Source organism: Streptomyces sp. NPDC045899, assembly GCF_056431485.1.
The window spans coordinates 18,255-33,550 of record NZ_JBWKKP010000046.1 but is presented as its reverse complement, the minus strand read 5'-3'; the positions used below and the strand labels follow the sequence as shown (position 1 = coordinate 33,550).

At 73.4% G+C, this 15,296-nt stretch carries 14 protein-coding genes and 1 pseudogene; 3 read left to right on the top strand and 12 right to left on the bottom strand.

Annotated elements, in window-relative coordinates; all coding sequences use genetic code 11:
• Positions 1-119 precede the first annotated feature (119 nt).
• The 7 genes and pseudogenes from AC07FT_RS35670 to AC07FT_RS35640 all read right to left on the bottom strand — a co-directional run bounded on the left by AC07FT_RS35670 (position 120) and on the right by AC07FT_RS35640 (position 7,907).
• Positions 120-2,309, bottom strand: a complete 2,190-nt coding sequence (locus AC07FT_RS35670) for a 3-hydroxyacyl-CoA dehydrogenase NAD-binding domain-containing protein (RefSeq protein WP_479180301.1) — start codon at positions 2,307-2,309, stop codon at positions 120-122.
• Positions 2,310-2,360: 51 nt separating this feature from the next.
• On the bottom strand, positions 2,361-3,575 hold the full coding sequence (locus tag AC07FT_RS35665) for an acetyl-CoA C-acetyltransferase (RefSeq protein WP_471193570.1): 1,215 nt from the start codon (positions 3,573-3,575) through the stop codon (positions 2,361-2,363).
• A gap of 39 nt (positions 3,576-3,614) precedes the next feature.
• Complete coding sequence (locus AC07FT_RS35660; protein ID WP_479180303.1) at positions 3,615-4,760, bottom strand: acyl-CoA dehydrogenase family protein; 1,146 nt, start codon at positions 4,758-4,760, stop codon at positions 3,615-3,617.
• A gap of 11 nt (positions 4,761-4,771) precedes the next feature.
• Positions 4,772-5,989 carry a CaiB/BaiF CoA transferase family protein gene (locus AC07FT_RS35655; protein WP_479180299.1) on the bottom strand — a complete coding sequence of 406 codons (1,218 nt, stop codon included), beginning with the start codon at positions 5,987-5,989 and terminating at the stop codon, positions 4,772-4,774.
• A 195-nt stretch (positions 5,990-6,184) separates the two neighbouring features.
• The gene (locus AC07FT_RS35650) at positions 6,185-6,562 is read right to left on the bottom strand and encodes an MmcQ/YjbR family DNA-binding protein (protein WP_471193566.1); all 378 of its coding nucleotides are present in this window, start codon (positions 6,560-6,562) and stop codon (positions 6,185-6,187) included.
• A gap of 143 nt (positions 6,563-6,705) precedes the next feature.
• A pseudogene (locus tag AC07FT_RS35645) lies at positions 6,706-6,960 on the bottom strand (MFS transporter); the annotation flags it as partial.
• A gap of 8 nt (positions 6,961-6,968) precedes the next feature.
• The gene (locus tag AC07FT_RS35640; RefSeq protein WP_479180298.1) at positions 6,969-7,907 is read right to left on the bottom strand and encodes a dihydrodipicolinate synthase family protein; all 939 of its coding nucleotides are present in this window, start codon (positions 7,905-7,907) and stop codon (positions 6,969-6,971) included.
• Positions 7,908-8,191: 284 nt separating this feature from the next.
• On the opposite strand from AC07FT_RS35640, the gene AC07FT_RS35635 reads away from it, so the two are divergent.
• Entirely contained in the window at positions 8,192-8,707 is a 516-nt protein-coding gene (locus tag AC07FT_RS35635) for a DUF1203 domain-containing protein (RefSeq protein ID WP_479180296.1), read from the top strand.
• A gap of 43 nt (positions 8,708-8,750) precedes the next feature.
• On the opposite strand, the gene AC07FT_RS35630 is transcribed toward AC07FT_RS35635, so the two are convergent.
• Positions 8,751-9,479, bottom strand: coding sequence for an endonuclease V (locus AC07FT_RS35630; protein ID WP_479180294.1), 729 nt, complete (start codon positions 9,477-9,479; stop codon positions 8,751-8,753).
• 27 nt (positions 9,480-9,506) lie between these two features.
• On the opposite strand from AC07FT_RS35630, the gene AC07FT_RS35625 reads away from it, so the two are divergent.
• Positions 9,507-9,806, top strand: a complete 300-nt coding sequence (locus tag AC07FT_RS35625; protein WP_479180293.1) for a YciI family protein — start codon at positions 9,507-9,509, stop codon at positions 9,804-9,806.
• 70 nt (positions 9,807-9,876) lie between these two features.
• Here AC07FT_RS35625 and AC07FT_RS35620 read toward each other — a convergent pair whose 3' ends face one another.
• Both AC07FT_RS35620 and AC07FT_RS35615 read right to left on the bottom strand, forming a co-directional pair.
• Positions 9,877-10,953, bottom strand: coding sequence for a WD40/YVTN/BNR-like repeat-containing protein (locus tag AC07FT_RS35620; protein WP_479180292.1), 1,077 nt, complete (start codon positions 10,951-10,953; stop codon positions 9,877-9,879).
• A gap of 440 nt (positions 10,954-11,393) precedes the next feature.
• Positions 11,394-12,920: an RNA polymerase sigma factor gene (locus AC07FT_RS35615; RefSeq protein ID WP_479180291.1), complete on the bottom strand. Its 1,527-nt coding sequence runs from the start codon at positions 12,918-12,920 to the stop codon at positions 11,394-11,396.
• A 229-nt stretch (positions 12,921-13,149) separates the two neighbouring features.
• Here AC07FT_RS35615 and ssgD point away from each other — a divergent pair, with 229 nt between their 5' ends.
• Complete coding sequence (gene ssgD / locus AC07FT_RS35610; RefSeq protein ID WP_471193554.1) at positions 13,150-13,569, top strand: spore wall synthesis regulator SsgD; 420 nt, start codon at positions 13,150-13,152, stop codon at positions 13,567-13,569.
• 58 nt (positions 13,570-13,627) lie between these two features.
• Here the strand turns inward: ssgD and AC07FT_RS35605 are convergent, their stop codons facing one another.
• Together AC07FT_RS35605 and AC07FT_RS35600 are read right to left on the bottom strand one after the other, a co-directional pair.
• The gene (locus AC07FT_RS35605) at positions 13,628-14,308 is read right to left on the bottom strand and encodes a GOLPH3/VPS74 family protein (RefSeq protein ID WP_479180290.1); all 681 of its coding nucleotides are present in this window, start codon (positions 14,306-14,308) and stop codon (positions 13,628-13,630) included.
• Positions 14,309-14,437: 129 nt separating this feature from the next.
• On the bottom strand, positions 14,438-15,067 hold the full coding sequence (locus AC07FT_RS35600) for a hypothetical protein (protein ID WP_479180289.1): 630 nt from the start codon (positions 15,065-15,067) through the stop codon (positions 14,438-14,440).
• Between the last annotated feature and the right edge of the window lie 229 nt (positions 15,068-15,296).

The window sequence follows — 15,296 nt, the reverse complement described above, 5'->3', positions numbered from 1 at the left end:
CCCTTCCTTCTATCCCCCCCCCCCCCCCCCCCCCCCCCCCCCCCCCCCCCCCCCCCCCCCCCCCCCCCCCCCCCCCCCCCCCCCCCCCCCCCGGCCCGGGGGATGTCCGCCGCGGTGCCTCAGTCGGCGAACCGCTCCCCCCGCTCGGCCTTCTCCACCAGCAGCGCGGGCGGCGCGAACCGCTCGCCGTACGCCGCCTCCAACTCCCGGGCACGCGCCACGAATCCGGCGACCCCGCCCTCGTAGCCGTTGATGTACTGGAGCACACCGCCGGTCCAGCCGGGGAAACCGATACCGAGGATCGAGCCGATGTTGGCGTCGGCGACGGAGGTCAGCACCCCCTCCTCCAGCAGCCGCACGGTGTCGATGGCCTCACAGAAGAGCATCCGCTCCTTCATGTCCTCGAGGGGGATGCGGATGCCCTCGCCGTCGCCGCCGAAGTGCTCGCGCAGCCCCGGCCACAGCCGGCCGCGCTTGCCGGTGGTCGCGTCGTAGTCGTAGAAGCCCTTGCCGCCGCTGCGGCCAGGGCGGCCGAACTCCTCGACCATGCGGTCGATGACCGTGTCGGCCGGGTGCGGCTGCCAGGTGCCGCCCGCCTCCTCGGTGGCCCGCCGGGTCTCCTCACGGATCCTGCGGGGCAGGGTGAGCGTCAGTTCGTCCATCAGGGACAGCACCTTGGCCGGGTAACCGGCCTGGGCGGCGGCCTGTTCGACGGAGGCCGGGTCGATGCCCTCCCCCACCATCGCCACGCCCTCGTTGATGAACTGGCCGATGACGCGCGAGGTGAAGAAGCCGCGCGAGTCATTGACCACGATCGGCGTCTTGTTGATCTGCCGCACCAGGTCGAACGCGCGGGCCAGCGCCTTCTCACCGGTCCGCTCACCCTTGATGATCTCCACCAGCGGCATCTTGTCCACCGGCGAGAAGAAGTGCAGTCCGATGAAGTCGTCGGCGCGCTGCACCCCTTCGGCGAGCAGGCTGATGGGCAGGGTGGAGGTGTTGGAGCACAGGAGCGCGTCAGGTGCCACCACGCCCTCGATCTCCTGGAAGACCTTGTGCTTGAGCGCCGGGTCCTCGAAGACCGCCTCGATCACCGCGTCACAGCCCGCCAGGTCGGTGACATCACCGGTCGGGGTGATCCGGGCGAGCAGCTCGTCCCGCTTGGCCTCGGTGGTGCGGCCCTTGGCGAGTGCCTTGGCCAGCAGCCCCTCGGAGTACGCCTTGCCCTTGGCGGCGGCCTCGGTGGACACGTCCTTGAGCACGACCTCGATACCCGCCTTGGCGCAGGCGTAGGCGATGCCCGCGCCCATCATCCCGGCGCCCAGCACCGCGACCTTGCGGACCTGCTGGGGCTCGATGCCCTGCGGCCGGTTGGCACCGGAGTTGACCGCCTGGAGGTCGAAGAAGAACGCCTGGATCATGTTCTTGGCGGTCTGCCCGGTCACCAGCTCGGTGAAGTAGCGGCCCTCGATGACCTGCGCGGTCTCGAAGTCCACCTGTGAGCCCTCGACGGCGGCGGCCAGGATGTTGCGCGGCGCCGGATAGGGCGCGCCGTTCAGCTGCTTGCGCAGATTGGCCGGGAACGCGGGCAGGTTGACCGCGAACTTGGGGTGGGCCGGGGTGCCGCCGGGGATCCGGTAGCCCTTCTCGTCCCAGGGCTGGACGGACTCCGGGTGGGCGTCGATGAACGCCCGCGCACGGGCGGACATCTCCTCCGGGGTGTCCACCACCTCATGCACCAGACCCGCCTCCAGGGCGCGCTTCGGGGCGTAACGCTGGCCCTGGAGCAGCACCTTGAGCAGTGCGTCGGTGACGCCGAGCAGCCGCACGGTGCGGGCGACACCGCCGCCGCCCGGCAGCAGGCCCAGGGTGACCTCGGGGAAGCCGATCCGGGAGCCGGGCGCGTCGAGGGCGATCCGGTGGTGGCAGGCGAGGGCGATCTCCAGGCCGCCGCCGAGCGCCGTGCCGTTGATCGCCGCCACGACGGGCTTGCCGAGCGTCTCCAGCCTGCGCAGGCCCCGCTTGATGCGCAGGTTCACCTCGAGCATCGCCCCGGCGTGCTCGGGCCCGGCCTGGATCATGTCCTTGAGGTCACCGCCGGCGAAGAAGCTCTTCTTCGCGGAGGTGATGACGATGCCGCGGATCGAGTCCTTCTCGGCCTCGGCGCGGTCGGCGATCACGTCGAGGGAGGAGATGAACGCGGCGTTCATGGTGTTGGCGGACTGGCCGGGGTCGTCGAGGACGAGGGTGACGACGCCGTCGTCGCCCCGCTCCCAGCGGATGGTCGACGCGGTGGTGGTCTCGGTCATGGCACGGTCTCCAAGAGGAAGGGAGGTCGGTGGAAAGGGCGTCGGGGGTGGTCAGAGGCGTTCGACCACCGTGGCGATGCCCATACCGCCTCCCACACACAGCGTGGCGAGGCCGTAGCGCTGTTCGCGCCGCTCCAGTTCGTCGATCAGGGTGCCCAGGATCATCGCGCCGGTCGCCCCCAGCGGATGGCCCAGGGCGATCGCGCCGCCGTTGACGTTGACCTTGTCCAGGCTGAGGCCCATGTCCTCCACGAAGCGCAGCACCACCGCGGCGAACGCCTCGTTGATCTCCACCAGGTCGATGTCGTCGATGGTCAGCCCGGCCTTGGCGAGCGCCTTGCGGGAGGCGGGCGCCGGACCGGTGAGCATGATGGTGGGGTCGGAGCCGGAGACGGCGGCGGAGACGATCCGGGCGCGCGGGGTCAGCCCGTGGCGCTCGCCCACCTCGCGGTTGCCGATGGCGACCAGGGCGGCACCGTCCACGATGCCGGAGGAGTTGCCCGCGTGGTGGACGTGGTCGATGGCCTCGATCCAGTGGTACTTCTGGAGCGCCACCGCGTCGAAGCCGCCCGCCTCGCCGATCGCCTCGAACGAGGGCTTGAGCCCGGCCAGGGTCTCGGGCGTGGTGCCGGGGCGGATGTGCTCGTCGCGGTCGAGGACGGTCAGCCCGCTGCGGTCACGGACGGGGACCACCGAGCGGTCGAAGAGACCGTCCTTCCACGCCTTCGCCGCCCGCTCCTGGGAGAGCGCGGCGAAGGAGTCCACGTCGTGGCGGCTCCAGCCGCCGATGGTGGCGATCAGGTCGGCGCCGATGCCCTGGGGGACGAAGCCGGTCTCGTAGTTGGTCATCGGGTCCGCGAACCAGGCGCCGCCGTCGGAGCCCATCTTCACCCGGGACATCGACTCCACACCGCCCGCGAGCACCAGGTCCTCCCAGCCCGAACGGACCTTGGCCGCCGCCAGGTTGACGGCCTCCAGACCCGAGGCACAGAAGCGGTTCTCCTGGACGCCCGCGACCGTGTCCGGCAGTCCGGCGGCGATCGCCGCGACCTTGGCGATGTCCGAGCCCTGGTCACCGAGCGGGCTGACCACGCCGAGCACGACGTCGTCGATCGCCGCCGGGTCGAGGTCGGGGAACCGCCGCCGGATCTCGTGGATGAGACCCACGACGAGATCGACGGGCTTGGTGCCGTGCAGGGCACCGTCGGCCTTGCCGCGTCCGCGCGGGGTGCGGATGGCGTCGTACACGTACGCTTCGGTGCTCACGTCAGCAGCCTTTCGAGGGGGAGGGGTGGGGCGGGAAGCTCAGTCGGCGAGCACGGAGCGGCCGATGATCTCCTTCATGATCTCGGTGGTACCGCCGTAGATCGTCTGGATGCGGCCGTCGGTGAACGCCTTGGAGACCGGGTACTCCGCCATATAGCCGTAACCGCCGTGGAGTTGGAGGCAGCGGTCGGCGGTCCGCTTCTGGAGCTCGGTCGCCCACCACTTGGCCATGGACGCCTGCACCGCGTCCAGCCCGCCCGCCGTGTGGTCGGTGATGCAGCGGTCCAGGAAGGCGCGGGTGACAGCGCATTCGGTGGCCATCTCGGCTATCTCGAAGCGGATGTGCTGGAGCCGCGCGAGCGGCCGTCCGAACGCCTCGCGCTCCTTGACGTAGGCCGTGGTGAGCTCCAGGACGTGTTCGGCGGCGGCGATGGCGGAGACCGCGATGGTCAGCCGCTCCTGGGCCAGATTGGTCATCAGGTGGCCGAAGCCGCCGTTGAGCTCGCCCAGCAGGTTGTCCTTGGGCACCCTGACGTCGTTGAAGAACAGCTCGGCGGTGTCCTGCGCCTTCTGGCCGATCTTGTCGAGGTTGCGGCCGCGCTCGAAGCCCTCCATACCGCGCTCGACGACGATCAGGCTCAGGCCCTTGGCGCCGCCCTCGGGGGTGGTCCGGGCGACCACGATCACCAGATCGGCCAGGATGCCGTTGGAGATGAAGGTCTTGGACCCGTTCAGCACCCAGTGGTCGCCCGCGTCGGTGGCGGTGGTGCGGATCCCCTGGAGGTCGGAGCCCGCGCCGGGCTCGGTCATGGCGATCGCGGTGATCAGCTCGCCCGAGCAGAAGCCGGGCAGCCAGCGACGCTTCTGCTCCTCGGTGGCCAGGGTGCGCAGGTAGGGGCCGATCATGTCGTTGTGCAGCGGTACGGCGAACCCGGAGGTGCCCGCGCGGGCCAGCTCCTCGGAGATCACCGCGGAGTAGCGGTAGTCCTCGCTCCCGCCGCCGCCGAACTCCTCGGGCATGGCGAGGCCGAGCAGCCCCTGCCGTCCCGCCGCGCGCCACACCTCGCGGTCGACCACACCCTCGGCCTCCCAGCGCTCGTGGTGCGGGGTCACCTCCTTGGCGATGAAAGTGCGGACCGTCTCGCGGAAGGCGTCGTGCTCGGCGGTGAAGATCTGGCGCGTCAGGGGCGTGCGGGTCACGACGGGTTCTCCTCGGTGGCGGTCTCGGCGGTGGTCTCGGCAGCGCTCTCGGCGGTGGTCTCGGCGGCGCTTCCGGTGGAGTCCTGCGGGAGGGCGACGTCCCAGTCCCGGGCCACCTCCGCCGCGTCCGCGCCGGGGCGGGCGGGCCCGCGGCGCACCGTGCCCGGGGTGGCGGAGAAACGCGGTGCGGGTGCGGGCTGGGTGATGCCGCCGTGCTCGGTGAAGGTGGCGCGGGCGGCGAGATGGGGGTGTGCGGGCGCCTCGCGGAGCGAGAGCACCGGTGCGACACAGGCGTCGGAGCCGTCGAACACCGCCGTCCACTCCTCGCGGGTGCGCTCCTTGAAGCGGGCGGCGATGACGGAGCGCAGGGTGGCCCAGGCGTCGAAGTCCTCGCGGGGCGGGGCCTGGTCGGCGATGCCCAGCCGCTCGGTGAACTCCGCGTAGAACTTGCGCTCCAGGGCGCCCACGGCCATGTAGCCGCCGTCGGAGGTCTCATAGGTGCCGTAGAACGGGCAGCCGCCGTCCAGGAGGTTGGCGCCGCGGCGGTCCTGCCAGCCCCCGGCGGCCATCATCCCGTGGATCACGGCGGACAGATGGGCGGTGCCGTCCACGATGGCGGCGTCCACGACCTGGCCGGGGCCGCCCGCACGGGCGTGCTGGAGGGCGGCGAGCACACCGATGACGAGGTAGAGCGAACCGCCTGCGTAGTCCCCGAGGAGGTTGGCGGGGGCCACCGGCGGCCCGTCGGCGGCGCCGATCATGCCGAGCGCTCCGGTGACGGCGATGTAGCCGATGTCGTGTCCGGCGGTGCGGGCGAGCGGGCCGTCCTGGCCCCAGCCGGTCATCCGGCCGTAGACCAGCCGCGGATTGCGGGCCAGACACGCCTCGGGGCCCACCCCGAGCCGCTCGGCGACTCCCGGGCGGTAGCCCTCGATGAGGATGTCGGCGCGCCCGGCGAGGTCGAGCACGGTGGCCCGGCCGTCGTCGGACTTCAGATCGAGCAGCACCGAACGCTTGTTGCGGTTGGCGATGTCGTAGTCGGGGTCGATCCGCAGACCACCGGTGCCGCCCGGCCGGTCCACCCGGACGACATCGGCGCCGAGGTCGGCGAGGACCATGGCCGCGAACGGTCCCGGCCCGATGCCCGCCAGCTCCACCACCCGGACCCCGGACAGCGGGCCGCCCGGCACCGCCCCGTCGTCTGTCGCCACCATCCGACCCCAACCTTGTGACAATTTTGCTGTAACACCGCTGATGCTAAGAAGGCATGCCACATTCCACAAGCCCCCGGGCCGGGCGGCGGGGAGCGAAAGGCCATGGCCCCGCCGGTCTTTGGCCGACGGGGCCGTGGGCAGGTCCTGGGGCGGGCCCTGAGAGGGTCCGGCGACGGCGCGCGTCCGGTGGCGCCGTCAGTCCGCGTCGAGCTCCGCGACCAGCCGCTTCGGGGCGACCGTGCGATAGCTCTCCTCGACCCAGTCGCACAGCAGATCCGCCCCGGGCGCGCCCTCGGCGAGCGGTATGGACACCCATCCGGACCGGCCGAGGCCGTAGCCGGTCGGCGCGGCGCCGGGCTGGGACATCGCATGGGCGTGGGCCGCCTCGTCCCGCAGCTTGACGGTGACACCGGGGGTGCGGTCGCCGTCGTCCGGCCCGAGGAAGACGAAGATCTTCTTACCCACCTTGACCACGGCGCTGCCCCAGGGGAAGTCCTCCCAGGCACCGGGGAGGCCCAGCGCGAACGCGCGCACCGCGCCCCGCACCTTCAGCGGGTCCTTCGACGCGGCCATCGGTTCCTCCTGCGCTGTGCGGTCCTCGGCTGTCGTCAGGCGGCCGGGGTCCCGCGCGCCGGCGGGCCGCCACCGGTTTCCTCCACGCTAGCCCCCGGCACCGACAACGGCCGCCCGGGGGCGAGGTGGTCCACGGCACCCGGCAGATCGACGATCATGGCTGGTTTGCGGCCGTAGCGATCGCCCATCGCGCCCAGCAGCGCGCCACCGAGCCAGCGGGTGATGCAGGCGCCGGAGACCAGACTCGCCGCGGCGGTGGTACCGAGGTCGAACTCCTCGGCGATCTCGGTGAGCACCAGGGTGATCAGGACGAAGTCGAAGCCGTCGAGCGGATAGCCGATCCAGGCGGCGGCCATGGATGTCCACTGGCTCCGGGAGACCTCCCGGTACCAGGGCATGGCGGCGGTCACGGCAACAGGCCCCCCTCCTGGAGGACATGACGGACCGCCTTGAGGGCCGCGTCGCCCAGCGGCACCTGGGGCGCCGCGGTCGCCGGGCAGTCGATGACACCCATCAGCCGCAGCGCGGCCTTGAAACCCCCGAGCGCCGAGGAACTTCCGCCCATCAGCGCGGGATCACCGGCGTCGGTGAGGGCGAACAGCGCGGCCAGCCGGTCCTGTTCGGCGGCGGCCCGGTCCCAGCGCCCGGCGCGGGCGTGCCGGTAGAGCCGGACGTAGCCGTGCGGGTCGACGTTGGAGAGACCCGGGACCACTCCGTGGGCTCCCGCCAGCAGAGCTCCGTCCGCGGCCAGTTCGGACCCGGTGAGCACCGAGAAGGCCGTGTCCAGCCCCCGGCGGCGGATCTCCACGAGCAGTCTTCGCAGGGCGCCGTCGTCACCGCTGCTGTCCTTGAGCCCGGCGAGGGTGCCGTCCGCCGCCAGCGGAAGGATGATCGCGGACGTCAGCTTGGAGTGGACCGAGGCCGGGATGTCATACGCGAGGAGCGGCAGCCCGGCGCCGTCGCGCAGCCGCCGGAAGTGGTCGGCGACCTCCACCGGATGAGTGCGGGTGTAGAACGGCGCGGTGGCCACGATCGCGTCCGCGCCCAGTCCCGCGGCGGCCCCGGCGTGGTCCAGGACCCGTGCGGTGGTCATGTCGATCACCCCGGCGAGCACCGGCACCCGGCCGTCCGCCGCCGCGACCACCGTCTCCAGGACGGTGCGGCGCGCCCGGTCGTCCAGGTAGGCGGCCTCACCGCTGGAGCCCAGTGCGAACAGCGCGTTCACCCCGGCGCCGACCAGCCGCTCGACGAGGGCGGTCAGCGAACGGACGTCGATCGCGCCGGTGGGGGTGAGCGGGGTGCACAGGGGCGGCACCACACCGGTGAGCGGAGCCGGAAGACTCATCACTACCCAGCTTTCTGGACGTGGGCGGCCTGGCCGGCCGGACGGATGACCGAATGACATCTGACGCCCCGCCATGTCCCGGCGCAAGCACGGCAATGAGAAGCGGGGTGATGAGAAGGGGCGGTGAGGCGGGGCAATCAGGACATGGGATGTCCTGTCTCCCGGCTGAATCTCGCTCAGGCCCGACAGCGCTGTCAAGTGGTCCACCGGCCGTGGTCCCCTCCCCCAGCGCGGTGTCCGAATACCGCCAGCACCGGCCGGATCCCCCGATCAGCATGGGACCCATGGACAACACCAGTGACACCGGCCGGACGCCCCGGTACCAGGTCCGGGCCATCGCCCCCGAGGCGCTGAAGCGGCTGCGGACCATCGATGACGCGGACCGTCCGCCCCGCGTGGTGGTGGAGGACGGCGACGGCGGCTCACCGCTGCGCTGCTGTCTGGGCCGCAGCGCACCGCACGAGACCATCGCGCTCCTCGCCTACGCCCCGCTGCTGCGCTGGGCGCTGGACAGCGGCACCGACCCGGGCCCCTACAACGAGATCGGCCCGGTCTTCGTCCACCGCGAGGACTGCGGCGGCTGGACGGGCGACGGCGTCCCGGACGGGATCCGCGGCGAGCGGCGGGTGCTGCGGGCCTACGCCGCCGACGGCTCCATCCTCGGCGGACTGCTGCTCGACGGCGGCACGCCGACGATCGAGGAAGGGCTCGAACGGCTCTACGGCGATCCGCGGGTGGCGGTGGTGCACATACGCGCCGTGGAGTTCGGCTGCTTCCTGGCCGAGACCCGGCGCCCGTGACGGCCGGGGGCGGCCGTCGCCCGTGACGGCCGGGGGCGGCCGGTCAGCCCCGGCCGGCCCGCGCGTCGGCCAGCGCCCGGCGGCACAGCGCGTCGGCGCGCCGGGTGGTCTCGGGCTGCCGGTAGTCGCGGGCGAGATGGAGGGTGTGCGCGCAGGCGCCGTCGAGGTCGATCCGGTGGCCGACGGAGACGAACACCGGCTTCACCCCGTCCCGGGTGCGCAGCGCCCGGCCGACCTCCTCGTCCCCGTCCAGCAGCGGTGACCAGTCACCGCGGCGCGGTCCGGGGTCGGCGTGGCGGAAGGTGAACGGGTTCTTGGCGACGCCGATCACCGGGAGACCGGTCAGCACCCCCAGATGGCTGGCCAGTCCGAAGCGGCGGGGGTGGGCCAGACCATAGCCGTCGCACACCACGAGATCCGGGCGGAATCCGGCGCGGTCGAGGGCGCCGAGCGCGTCCAGTACGGCGGGTATCTCACGGAACGCCAGCAGTCCGGGCACATAGGGAAAGGTGACCGAGCCGACCGCCGTCGTCTCGCCGACGACCTCCAGGGTCCGGGGATCCAGCGCCACGGCGGCGGCCGCGACCACCCCGCGCTCGTCGTCGTAGGCCACGTCCACCCCGGCCACCGTCCCCGGGCCCTCGCCCGGGGCGGCCACCTCCCCGGCGGTCACGACGGAGGTCCGCAACCGCTCCTGGACGGCGGTCGCCCCGGCCTCGTCCGTCGGCCAGTCGGGCGGCAGGTCATAGCGGGGGGAATCAGCGCTGGTCATCGTGGGCCTCACGCTACTATCCCGATCATGTTCATCCTGGACGTGACCTACACGGCTCCGCGGGACCGCGTCGAACCCGTGCTTCCCGCCCACCTCACCTGGGTGGACCAGCACTTCGCCGCGGGTGTGTTCATCACCGCGGGCCCCAAGAACCCCCGCGAGGGCGGGGTGATCGTGGCGGTCGGCGAGGACCGCGCGGCGATCGAGGAGCTGGTGACCACCGATCCGTTCACGGTCGAGGGCGTCGCCACCCACACGATCACCGAGTTCATCGCCACCAGGACGGCTCCCGCCCTGGAGCCGTACCGGCAGCAGCCGCCCGGCTGACCCGGCCCGTTCCTCCGCCGGGCCCCGTCACGGGGCGGGGTCCGGCGGTCGCCGCGGCACGGCGGCGGTGTCAGCCCAGCCGGGCGATCCGGCCCTTCTCCCCCGCGGCCCAGCAGCCGAGGTCCGGGGCGCAGTCGACGGTGTCGTACGAACCGGTGTCGACGGCGCGCCAGGTACGGCCCGCGTCGGTGGTCAGGTCGGTACCGGTGGGGCCGACCGCCAGGGCCGCCCGGTGGCCGTGGGGCAGCCAGGTCACGCCCGAACGGTAGGCGGCCGGTGGCCGGACCGCCGTGGTCCAGCGGGATCCGCCGTCGCCGGTGACGGCCGCCGCGTACGGGGAGGACTGATCGGGCCGGTAGTCGCCGCCGACGGCGAGCCCATGCCGGGCGTCGCGGAAGGCGAGCGCGAACACGCCGCGCGCCGGATCGCCCGCGGGGACCGGCGTGTCGGACACCGTCCAGCTGCGCCCCCGGTCGGTGCTGTGGAACACCCGGGCGGTGGCCGCCCCGCCGGTGGCGAACCAGGCGTTCCGTCCGCCGGAGGAGACCAGGCACTGCCCGCTCGCCGCGAACGCGGCCTCGCCCGGCTGCGCGGCGGGCATCCGGTCCCCGGGCAGGACCCGCCAGCTGCGGCCGCCGTCCCCGGTCGACAGGATCCGGTAGCGGCCGTCCACCGGGTCGCTCAGCGCGATCCCGTGCCGTGCGTCGAAGAACGTCATGCAGTCGTAGAAGGCGCGCGGGTCGTCGTTACGGAAGCTCTCGCTCCAGGTGGCGCCGCCGTCATCGGTGCGGAAGACCCGGGACGCCTCGCCCTCGCCGATCGCGAGGACCACCGCGCGCCGCGCGCCGAACGCCTCGACGTCGCGGAACTCCAGTCCCTCCGCACCGGGCGGGGAGACATCGCGCCAACTGCGCCCGCCGTCGCGCGTCCGCAGCACCGTGCCCTTGGTGCCCGCGACCCACGCCGTGCCGCGGCTGACCGCGGCGAGTCCGCGGAACCGGGCGTCGGTACCGCTCTCGGTGAGCCGCCAGCCGCCTCCCCACCGGCCCTCGTGGTCCGCCGACCGGGCCTGGGCGGGTGCGGTCGTCACGGCGGCGAGCGCGGCCGCGCAGAGTCCGGCCGCCACCGTGCGTCTCATCATGCTCATGATCCCCATACCCCTCATGGGGCTGGAAGCTAGCCGATCCGCGGGGCGCCGTCCACGGAAGAGTGCGGGTTCGAGGGGGACTCTCCGCGTCGCGGCTGCTTTCCCCGTTGACCGCCGTGGCCGGCGCTCGCGCTCGCGCGCCGCCCTCGGACGGCCAACGGTTGGACGCAGCAGCGTGGTCCGCGGCGACCCGGTGCCCGAGGCCCCGAGACGGCAGCCACCGGTCAGGATCCCGGCCGACGCCACCCGACGGCAGCACCACCCGTGACGGCCGTACGTCCTGCGGCAGGACCGGGCGGGGGCCGGTACGCGGCGAGACCGGAACCCGGCGCCGCGGGGGCCAAGACCGGTAGCCGCGGGGCGGCCGGTGCGCGGCGAGGGCCGGGGCCCGGCGCTGCGGGGAGCAGCGGCCGGGCCCCGGCCCTCGGTGGCGTTCTGCGTCAGCGGTCGCTGTCGGTGCAGACCCGGACCAGCAGCGACACGCAGTTCTCCGTGCCGTCGTCGGAGGAAGCGGTCGGCTTGGCCGTGGGCTTCCCGGTCGGCTCGTCGCTCGGCGTGGCGCTCCCGCTCGGCTCGTCGCTCGGGGTGCCGCTGGGCTCCGCCGTACCGCCGTCCGTCGGGTCGTCCGTCGGGTCCTCGGTGGGGTCGTCCGTGGGCGACGGGGAGGACGGATCGGACGGCTCACCCGAAGGCGACGAAGACGGCGAACCGGATGAAGTCGGCCGCGACGAGGGCGAAGAGGACTCCGACGGCGAGGACGGATCGGCGGACGACGAGGCCGACTCGGAGGGTGACAGCGCGCTCGACGGCACGTCCGACGGCGACTTCCCGGCCGGAGTGCCCGTGGACGGCCGGTTGCGGGACGCCTCCCGGGCCGCGTCCGACCGCAGGTCGTCCGGGGTCCGCGGGGACGCGCCGGAGGTCTCCGGCGCACCCGACGACTCGGATGACTCCGACGACTCGAGCCCCTGCGGCGGCACCCCGGCACCACCCGGATCCGACGGCGCCGACGCCGCCGCGGGCTGCTCCGGCCGCGCCGCGCCGCCGTCGGTCAGGGCCAGCCCGGCCGCCACCGCCGCACTCGCGAGGAGCAGCGCGCCGACCCCGGCCACGGTGGCCGCGACCGGTCCGGCCTGGCGCACCTGGCCGCGCAGGAGATGACCCACCGAACGCCGGGTGGACACCAGCGCACCACCCGCGGCGGTCGCGTGCGCGGCGCCGAACGGCACCGTGCGCGTCGTCGCGCCGACCGCGGCGGCAGCGCCGAAGGCGGCGAACGGCACGAGCCATGTGGCGGCGCCCCGGTCCAGCAGCGCCAGCAGCGCCGGTCCGGTGAGCGCGGGCAGCCGGTCGTCGGCCGCGACCATCTGCTCCATCCGGGCCCGGCAGTCCTGGCAGCCCTCGATGTGCACGGCGATCTGCTCGGCCTGGTGCGGGGTGTCGACACCCTGGACATGCGCGGCCATCCGCTCCCAGTGCGCACCGCAGGCCGCGCTCGCCGGGGTGCCCGGCTGGGCGCGCAGATACTCCTGGCGCAGACTCTCCCGGGCCCGCTCCACCAGCGCCGCGGCGGCGTCGGCGTGGGTCCCGAGACGGCGGGCGACCCCTTCCGGCGACAGCCCGTCCACCTCCGCGAGCCACAGCGCGGTCACCCATCGCTGCGGCAGTTCGGCCAGGACCTCGACGAGCGGTTCGAGACGCGAGCCGCTCTGCGGCGGCCCCCAGCCCGCGGCCGCCGCGGAGAGCCCGCGCACGGCACTGGTGAGTTCGGCCGGGGCGGCGTCGGCCGCGACCGGCGGTCCGGTCCGGACCCGCCGCCACACCCGGTAGTGGGCCTCGGCGACGAGGTCGCCCGCGGTCCAGGGGTTACCGGTGAGAGTGCGGGCATACGCGACGAGACGCGGGTATTCGGCTTCGTAGAGACGGGTATAGGCGGCCGCGTCGAGCGCCGCGGGACCTTGGTGCATGGTGGAACAACCCCTGGGGTGGTGCCTCGCCGGCGGCGGAGTTTTGTAACAGCTCCGCACAGCGCCCGAGACCGTGCATGGTTTTCGCAAGCCTAAATGCCCTATGTCCCCTCGAAAAATCAGTCGTGACACACCTCACAGCAACCGTGGGTGCACTGGCGTGATCGCCCGTACGTCATAACGGTCGTAAGCGAGGCGGGGACCCGCACCGAGAACAAGGGAGCCGGCGTTGTCCACAGTCATCGACCAAGCCGTTCAGGCACACCTCATCGCGTCGACGCCCGAGGCTCGCGCCATCCCGGCCTGTCTGCGCTACGAGCCCGACGACCCGTTCGCGGTGCGTGTCTCCTTCCCGCCCTCCGCCTCCCTCGACGGGACCACGGTGGAGTGGACGTTCGGGCGCGAGCTGCTCGCGGCGGGACTGCGCGGCCCCGCGGGGAACGGCGATGTGCAGATGTGGCCGTGCGGGCCGCAGCGCACGGTGCTGGAGTTCCACGCCCCCGAGGGCATGGCCATGGTCCAGTTCGACACCGGTGACCTGCTCAGATTCCTGGGGCGTTCGTACACCGTGATGCCCGAGGGCAGCGAGAGCGGACAGCTGAACCTGGATGACGGACTCGCCTCGCTGCTGGGCGACGCGCCCGCCTGAGGTCCCGCCCGACGCGGCACCTGGCGCCCCGCCTGAGGCCGCGCCGCGGGGTGCCGCCTCAGCTCCCGCTCGAGGACGTGGTCGCCACGAGGATCGCCGTGGTGACCGCGGCGGCGAGCGCCGTGCGCACCTGCGCGATCACTTTCTCCAGGACCGGCCCCATTCCCCCGCTTCGCTCCCCCAGTTCCGCAATGCGCTGCTTGTGGAGCTTCGCGTCCTTGGCCGACACCACGCTCCGCAGTTCCCCGGCCGCCGCGAGCGCGACCAGCGCGGCGTCCCGTTCGGGGACCTCGGCCACCGGCTGGTCGCCGTAGAGCACCCGCACCGCGTCCTCGCGCATCCCCGCGACCAGGTCGGTCCGCTCCAGCCGGTACTCCTTCGCGGGGAACACCCCCAGCACGCGCCGCGTCTCCACGCGCAGATATCCGCCCGCGACCAGTTGGTCGCGTACGGCGTGCTCGGTCAGCCGCGGCTGATGCCCCACCCAGGTCGCCCAGGTGCGCGGCCGGGACTCCCCGATCAGCTCCAGCAGCCCGTCGAGCGCGGGGTCGCCGGTGACGGCGTCCTCGACCGGACGGGGCCGGCCGTCGGTGTCGGTGAGCAGTCCGCGCTGGGCGAGCTCGGTGAGGGCTCCGGCCCGGACGAGGAGCGCGGTGTGGGCGCCGACGGGTCTGCCGGTCCCGGGGTCGAAGGCGAGCAGATGGAGCGCGGCGGCGAGGGAGAGCGAGCCGTTCGGCACAGGTCCTCCGGTCGGTGTCGTCCGGTCGGTGCGGGGGCGTTCCGACCCTAACCGCCGCAGGGCGCGCCGGAGCGGCGGCCACGCGCACCCCCCTTGCGCGCACGTGACCGCCGTCCGGCCGCCGCCCCCTTACGGGTGGTGGAGCTTCACCACGGCGGTCGTGGTGGTCCGCCGGAAGTCCGCGACCGGGGCGTGCTCGAATCCGCCCATCTCGCCCCACTGGACGACGGTCACGGTCCGCCCGTCCCGCCCCACGCCGTAGAGGTGGATCCCCGGCTCGGAGTCCGGGTACGAGGTGTGGACGCCGTAGACGTGGGCGCCGTCCTCGGCCGGGAGCGCGCCGTAGTCCCGCCAGGACGCCGTGCCCTCGGGGTAGTCGCGCCGCCAGTCGGCGGCGCAGTTCCGGATCTTCTTCTCCGCGGCGGCGGCCAGCTTGCGGGCGGCGTCCACGGAGCCGGTCCGCACCACGATCTGGGTGGCGCCGGTGTCGTACTCGGTCCAGAAGGTGCGGTGGGTCGCCCCGGCCGAGGGGAAGGTCTTCCCGACGCAGAACGGGACGTTCTCCGGCAGGCCCTTGATGACGTCACCGGCGTACCAGTCGGAGTCCGGGTGCGGCGGGAGCTCCCTCGGCACGAGGTGGCCGGGTGTCCCCGGGGCGGCCGGAGCCGGGGCGGCCTGGGCCGGGCCGGTCCCGGCCACCGCCAGGACGGCGACCGCCGCCACCGCCCCCGCGGCGGTGCGGAGTGCGTGCTTGACCATGCGCATCAGGTGATTTCCCGTCTCTTCCGGTGCTGTGGGTGCGACTCATGGCAGTGGACCTGTCATGTCACGGTTCGGCGCCGCCACACGGTCCGTGGCGGCGGGTCCCCAGCGTGCGGGGCGCCGGGGCACGGGGACCAGGAAGGGCGCGGCATCCGGGACGCCGGAATGCCTGCACGTACGCTGACTTGGGGGCATGACAACACCCTGGAACGCGTTCGCGGGACGC

What these genes read in the sequence shown, in the direction of transcription:
- AC07FT_RS35670 (WP_479180301.1), bottom strand. Translation starts at nt 2,309, where the DNA reads ATGACCGAGACCACCACCGCGTCGACCATCCGCTGGGAGCGGGGCGAC.
- AC07FT_RS35655 (WP_479180299.1), bottom strand. Translation starts at nt 5,989, where the DNA reads ATGGTGGCGACAGACGACGGGGCGGTGCCGGGCGGCCCGCTGTCCGGG.
- AC07FT_RS35650 (WP_471193566.1), bottom strand. Translation starts at nt 6,562, where the DNA reads ATGGCCGCGTCGAAGGACCCGCTGAAGGTGCGGGGCGCGGTGCGCGCG.
- AC07FT_RS35640 (WP_479180298.1), bottom strand. Translation starts at nt 7,907, where the DNA reads ATGAGTCTTCCGGCTCCGCTCACCGGTGTGGTGCCGCCCCTGTGCACC.
- AC07FT_RS35635 (WP_479180296.1), top strand. Translation starts at nt 8,192, where the DNA reads ATGGACAACACCAGTGACACCGGCCGGACGCCCCGGTACCAGGTCCGG.
- AC07FT_RS35630 (WP_479180294.1), bottom strand. Translation starts at nt 9,479, where the DNA reads ATGACCAGCGCTGATTCCCCCCGCTATGACCTGCCGCCCGACTGGCCG.
- AC07FT_RS35625 (WP_479180293.1), top strand. Translation starts at nt 9,507, where the DNA reads ATGTTCATCCTGGACGTGACCTACACGGCTCCGCGGGACCGCGTCGAA.
- AC07FT_RS35620 (WP_479180292.1), bottom strand. Translation starts at nt 10,953, where the DNA reads ATGAGCATGATGAGACGCACGGTGGCGGCCGGACTCTGCGCGGCCGCG.
- AC07FT_RS35615 (WP_479180291.1), bottom strand. Translation starts at nt 12,920, where the DNA reads ATGCACCAAGGTCCCGCGGCGCTCGACGCGGCCGCCTATACCCGTCTC.
- AC07FT_RS35600 (WP_479180289.1), bottom strand. Translation starts at nt 15,067, where the DNA reads ATGGTCAAGCACGCACTCCGCACCGCCGCGGGGGCGGTGGCGGCGGTC.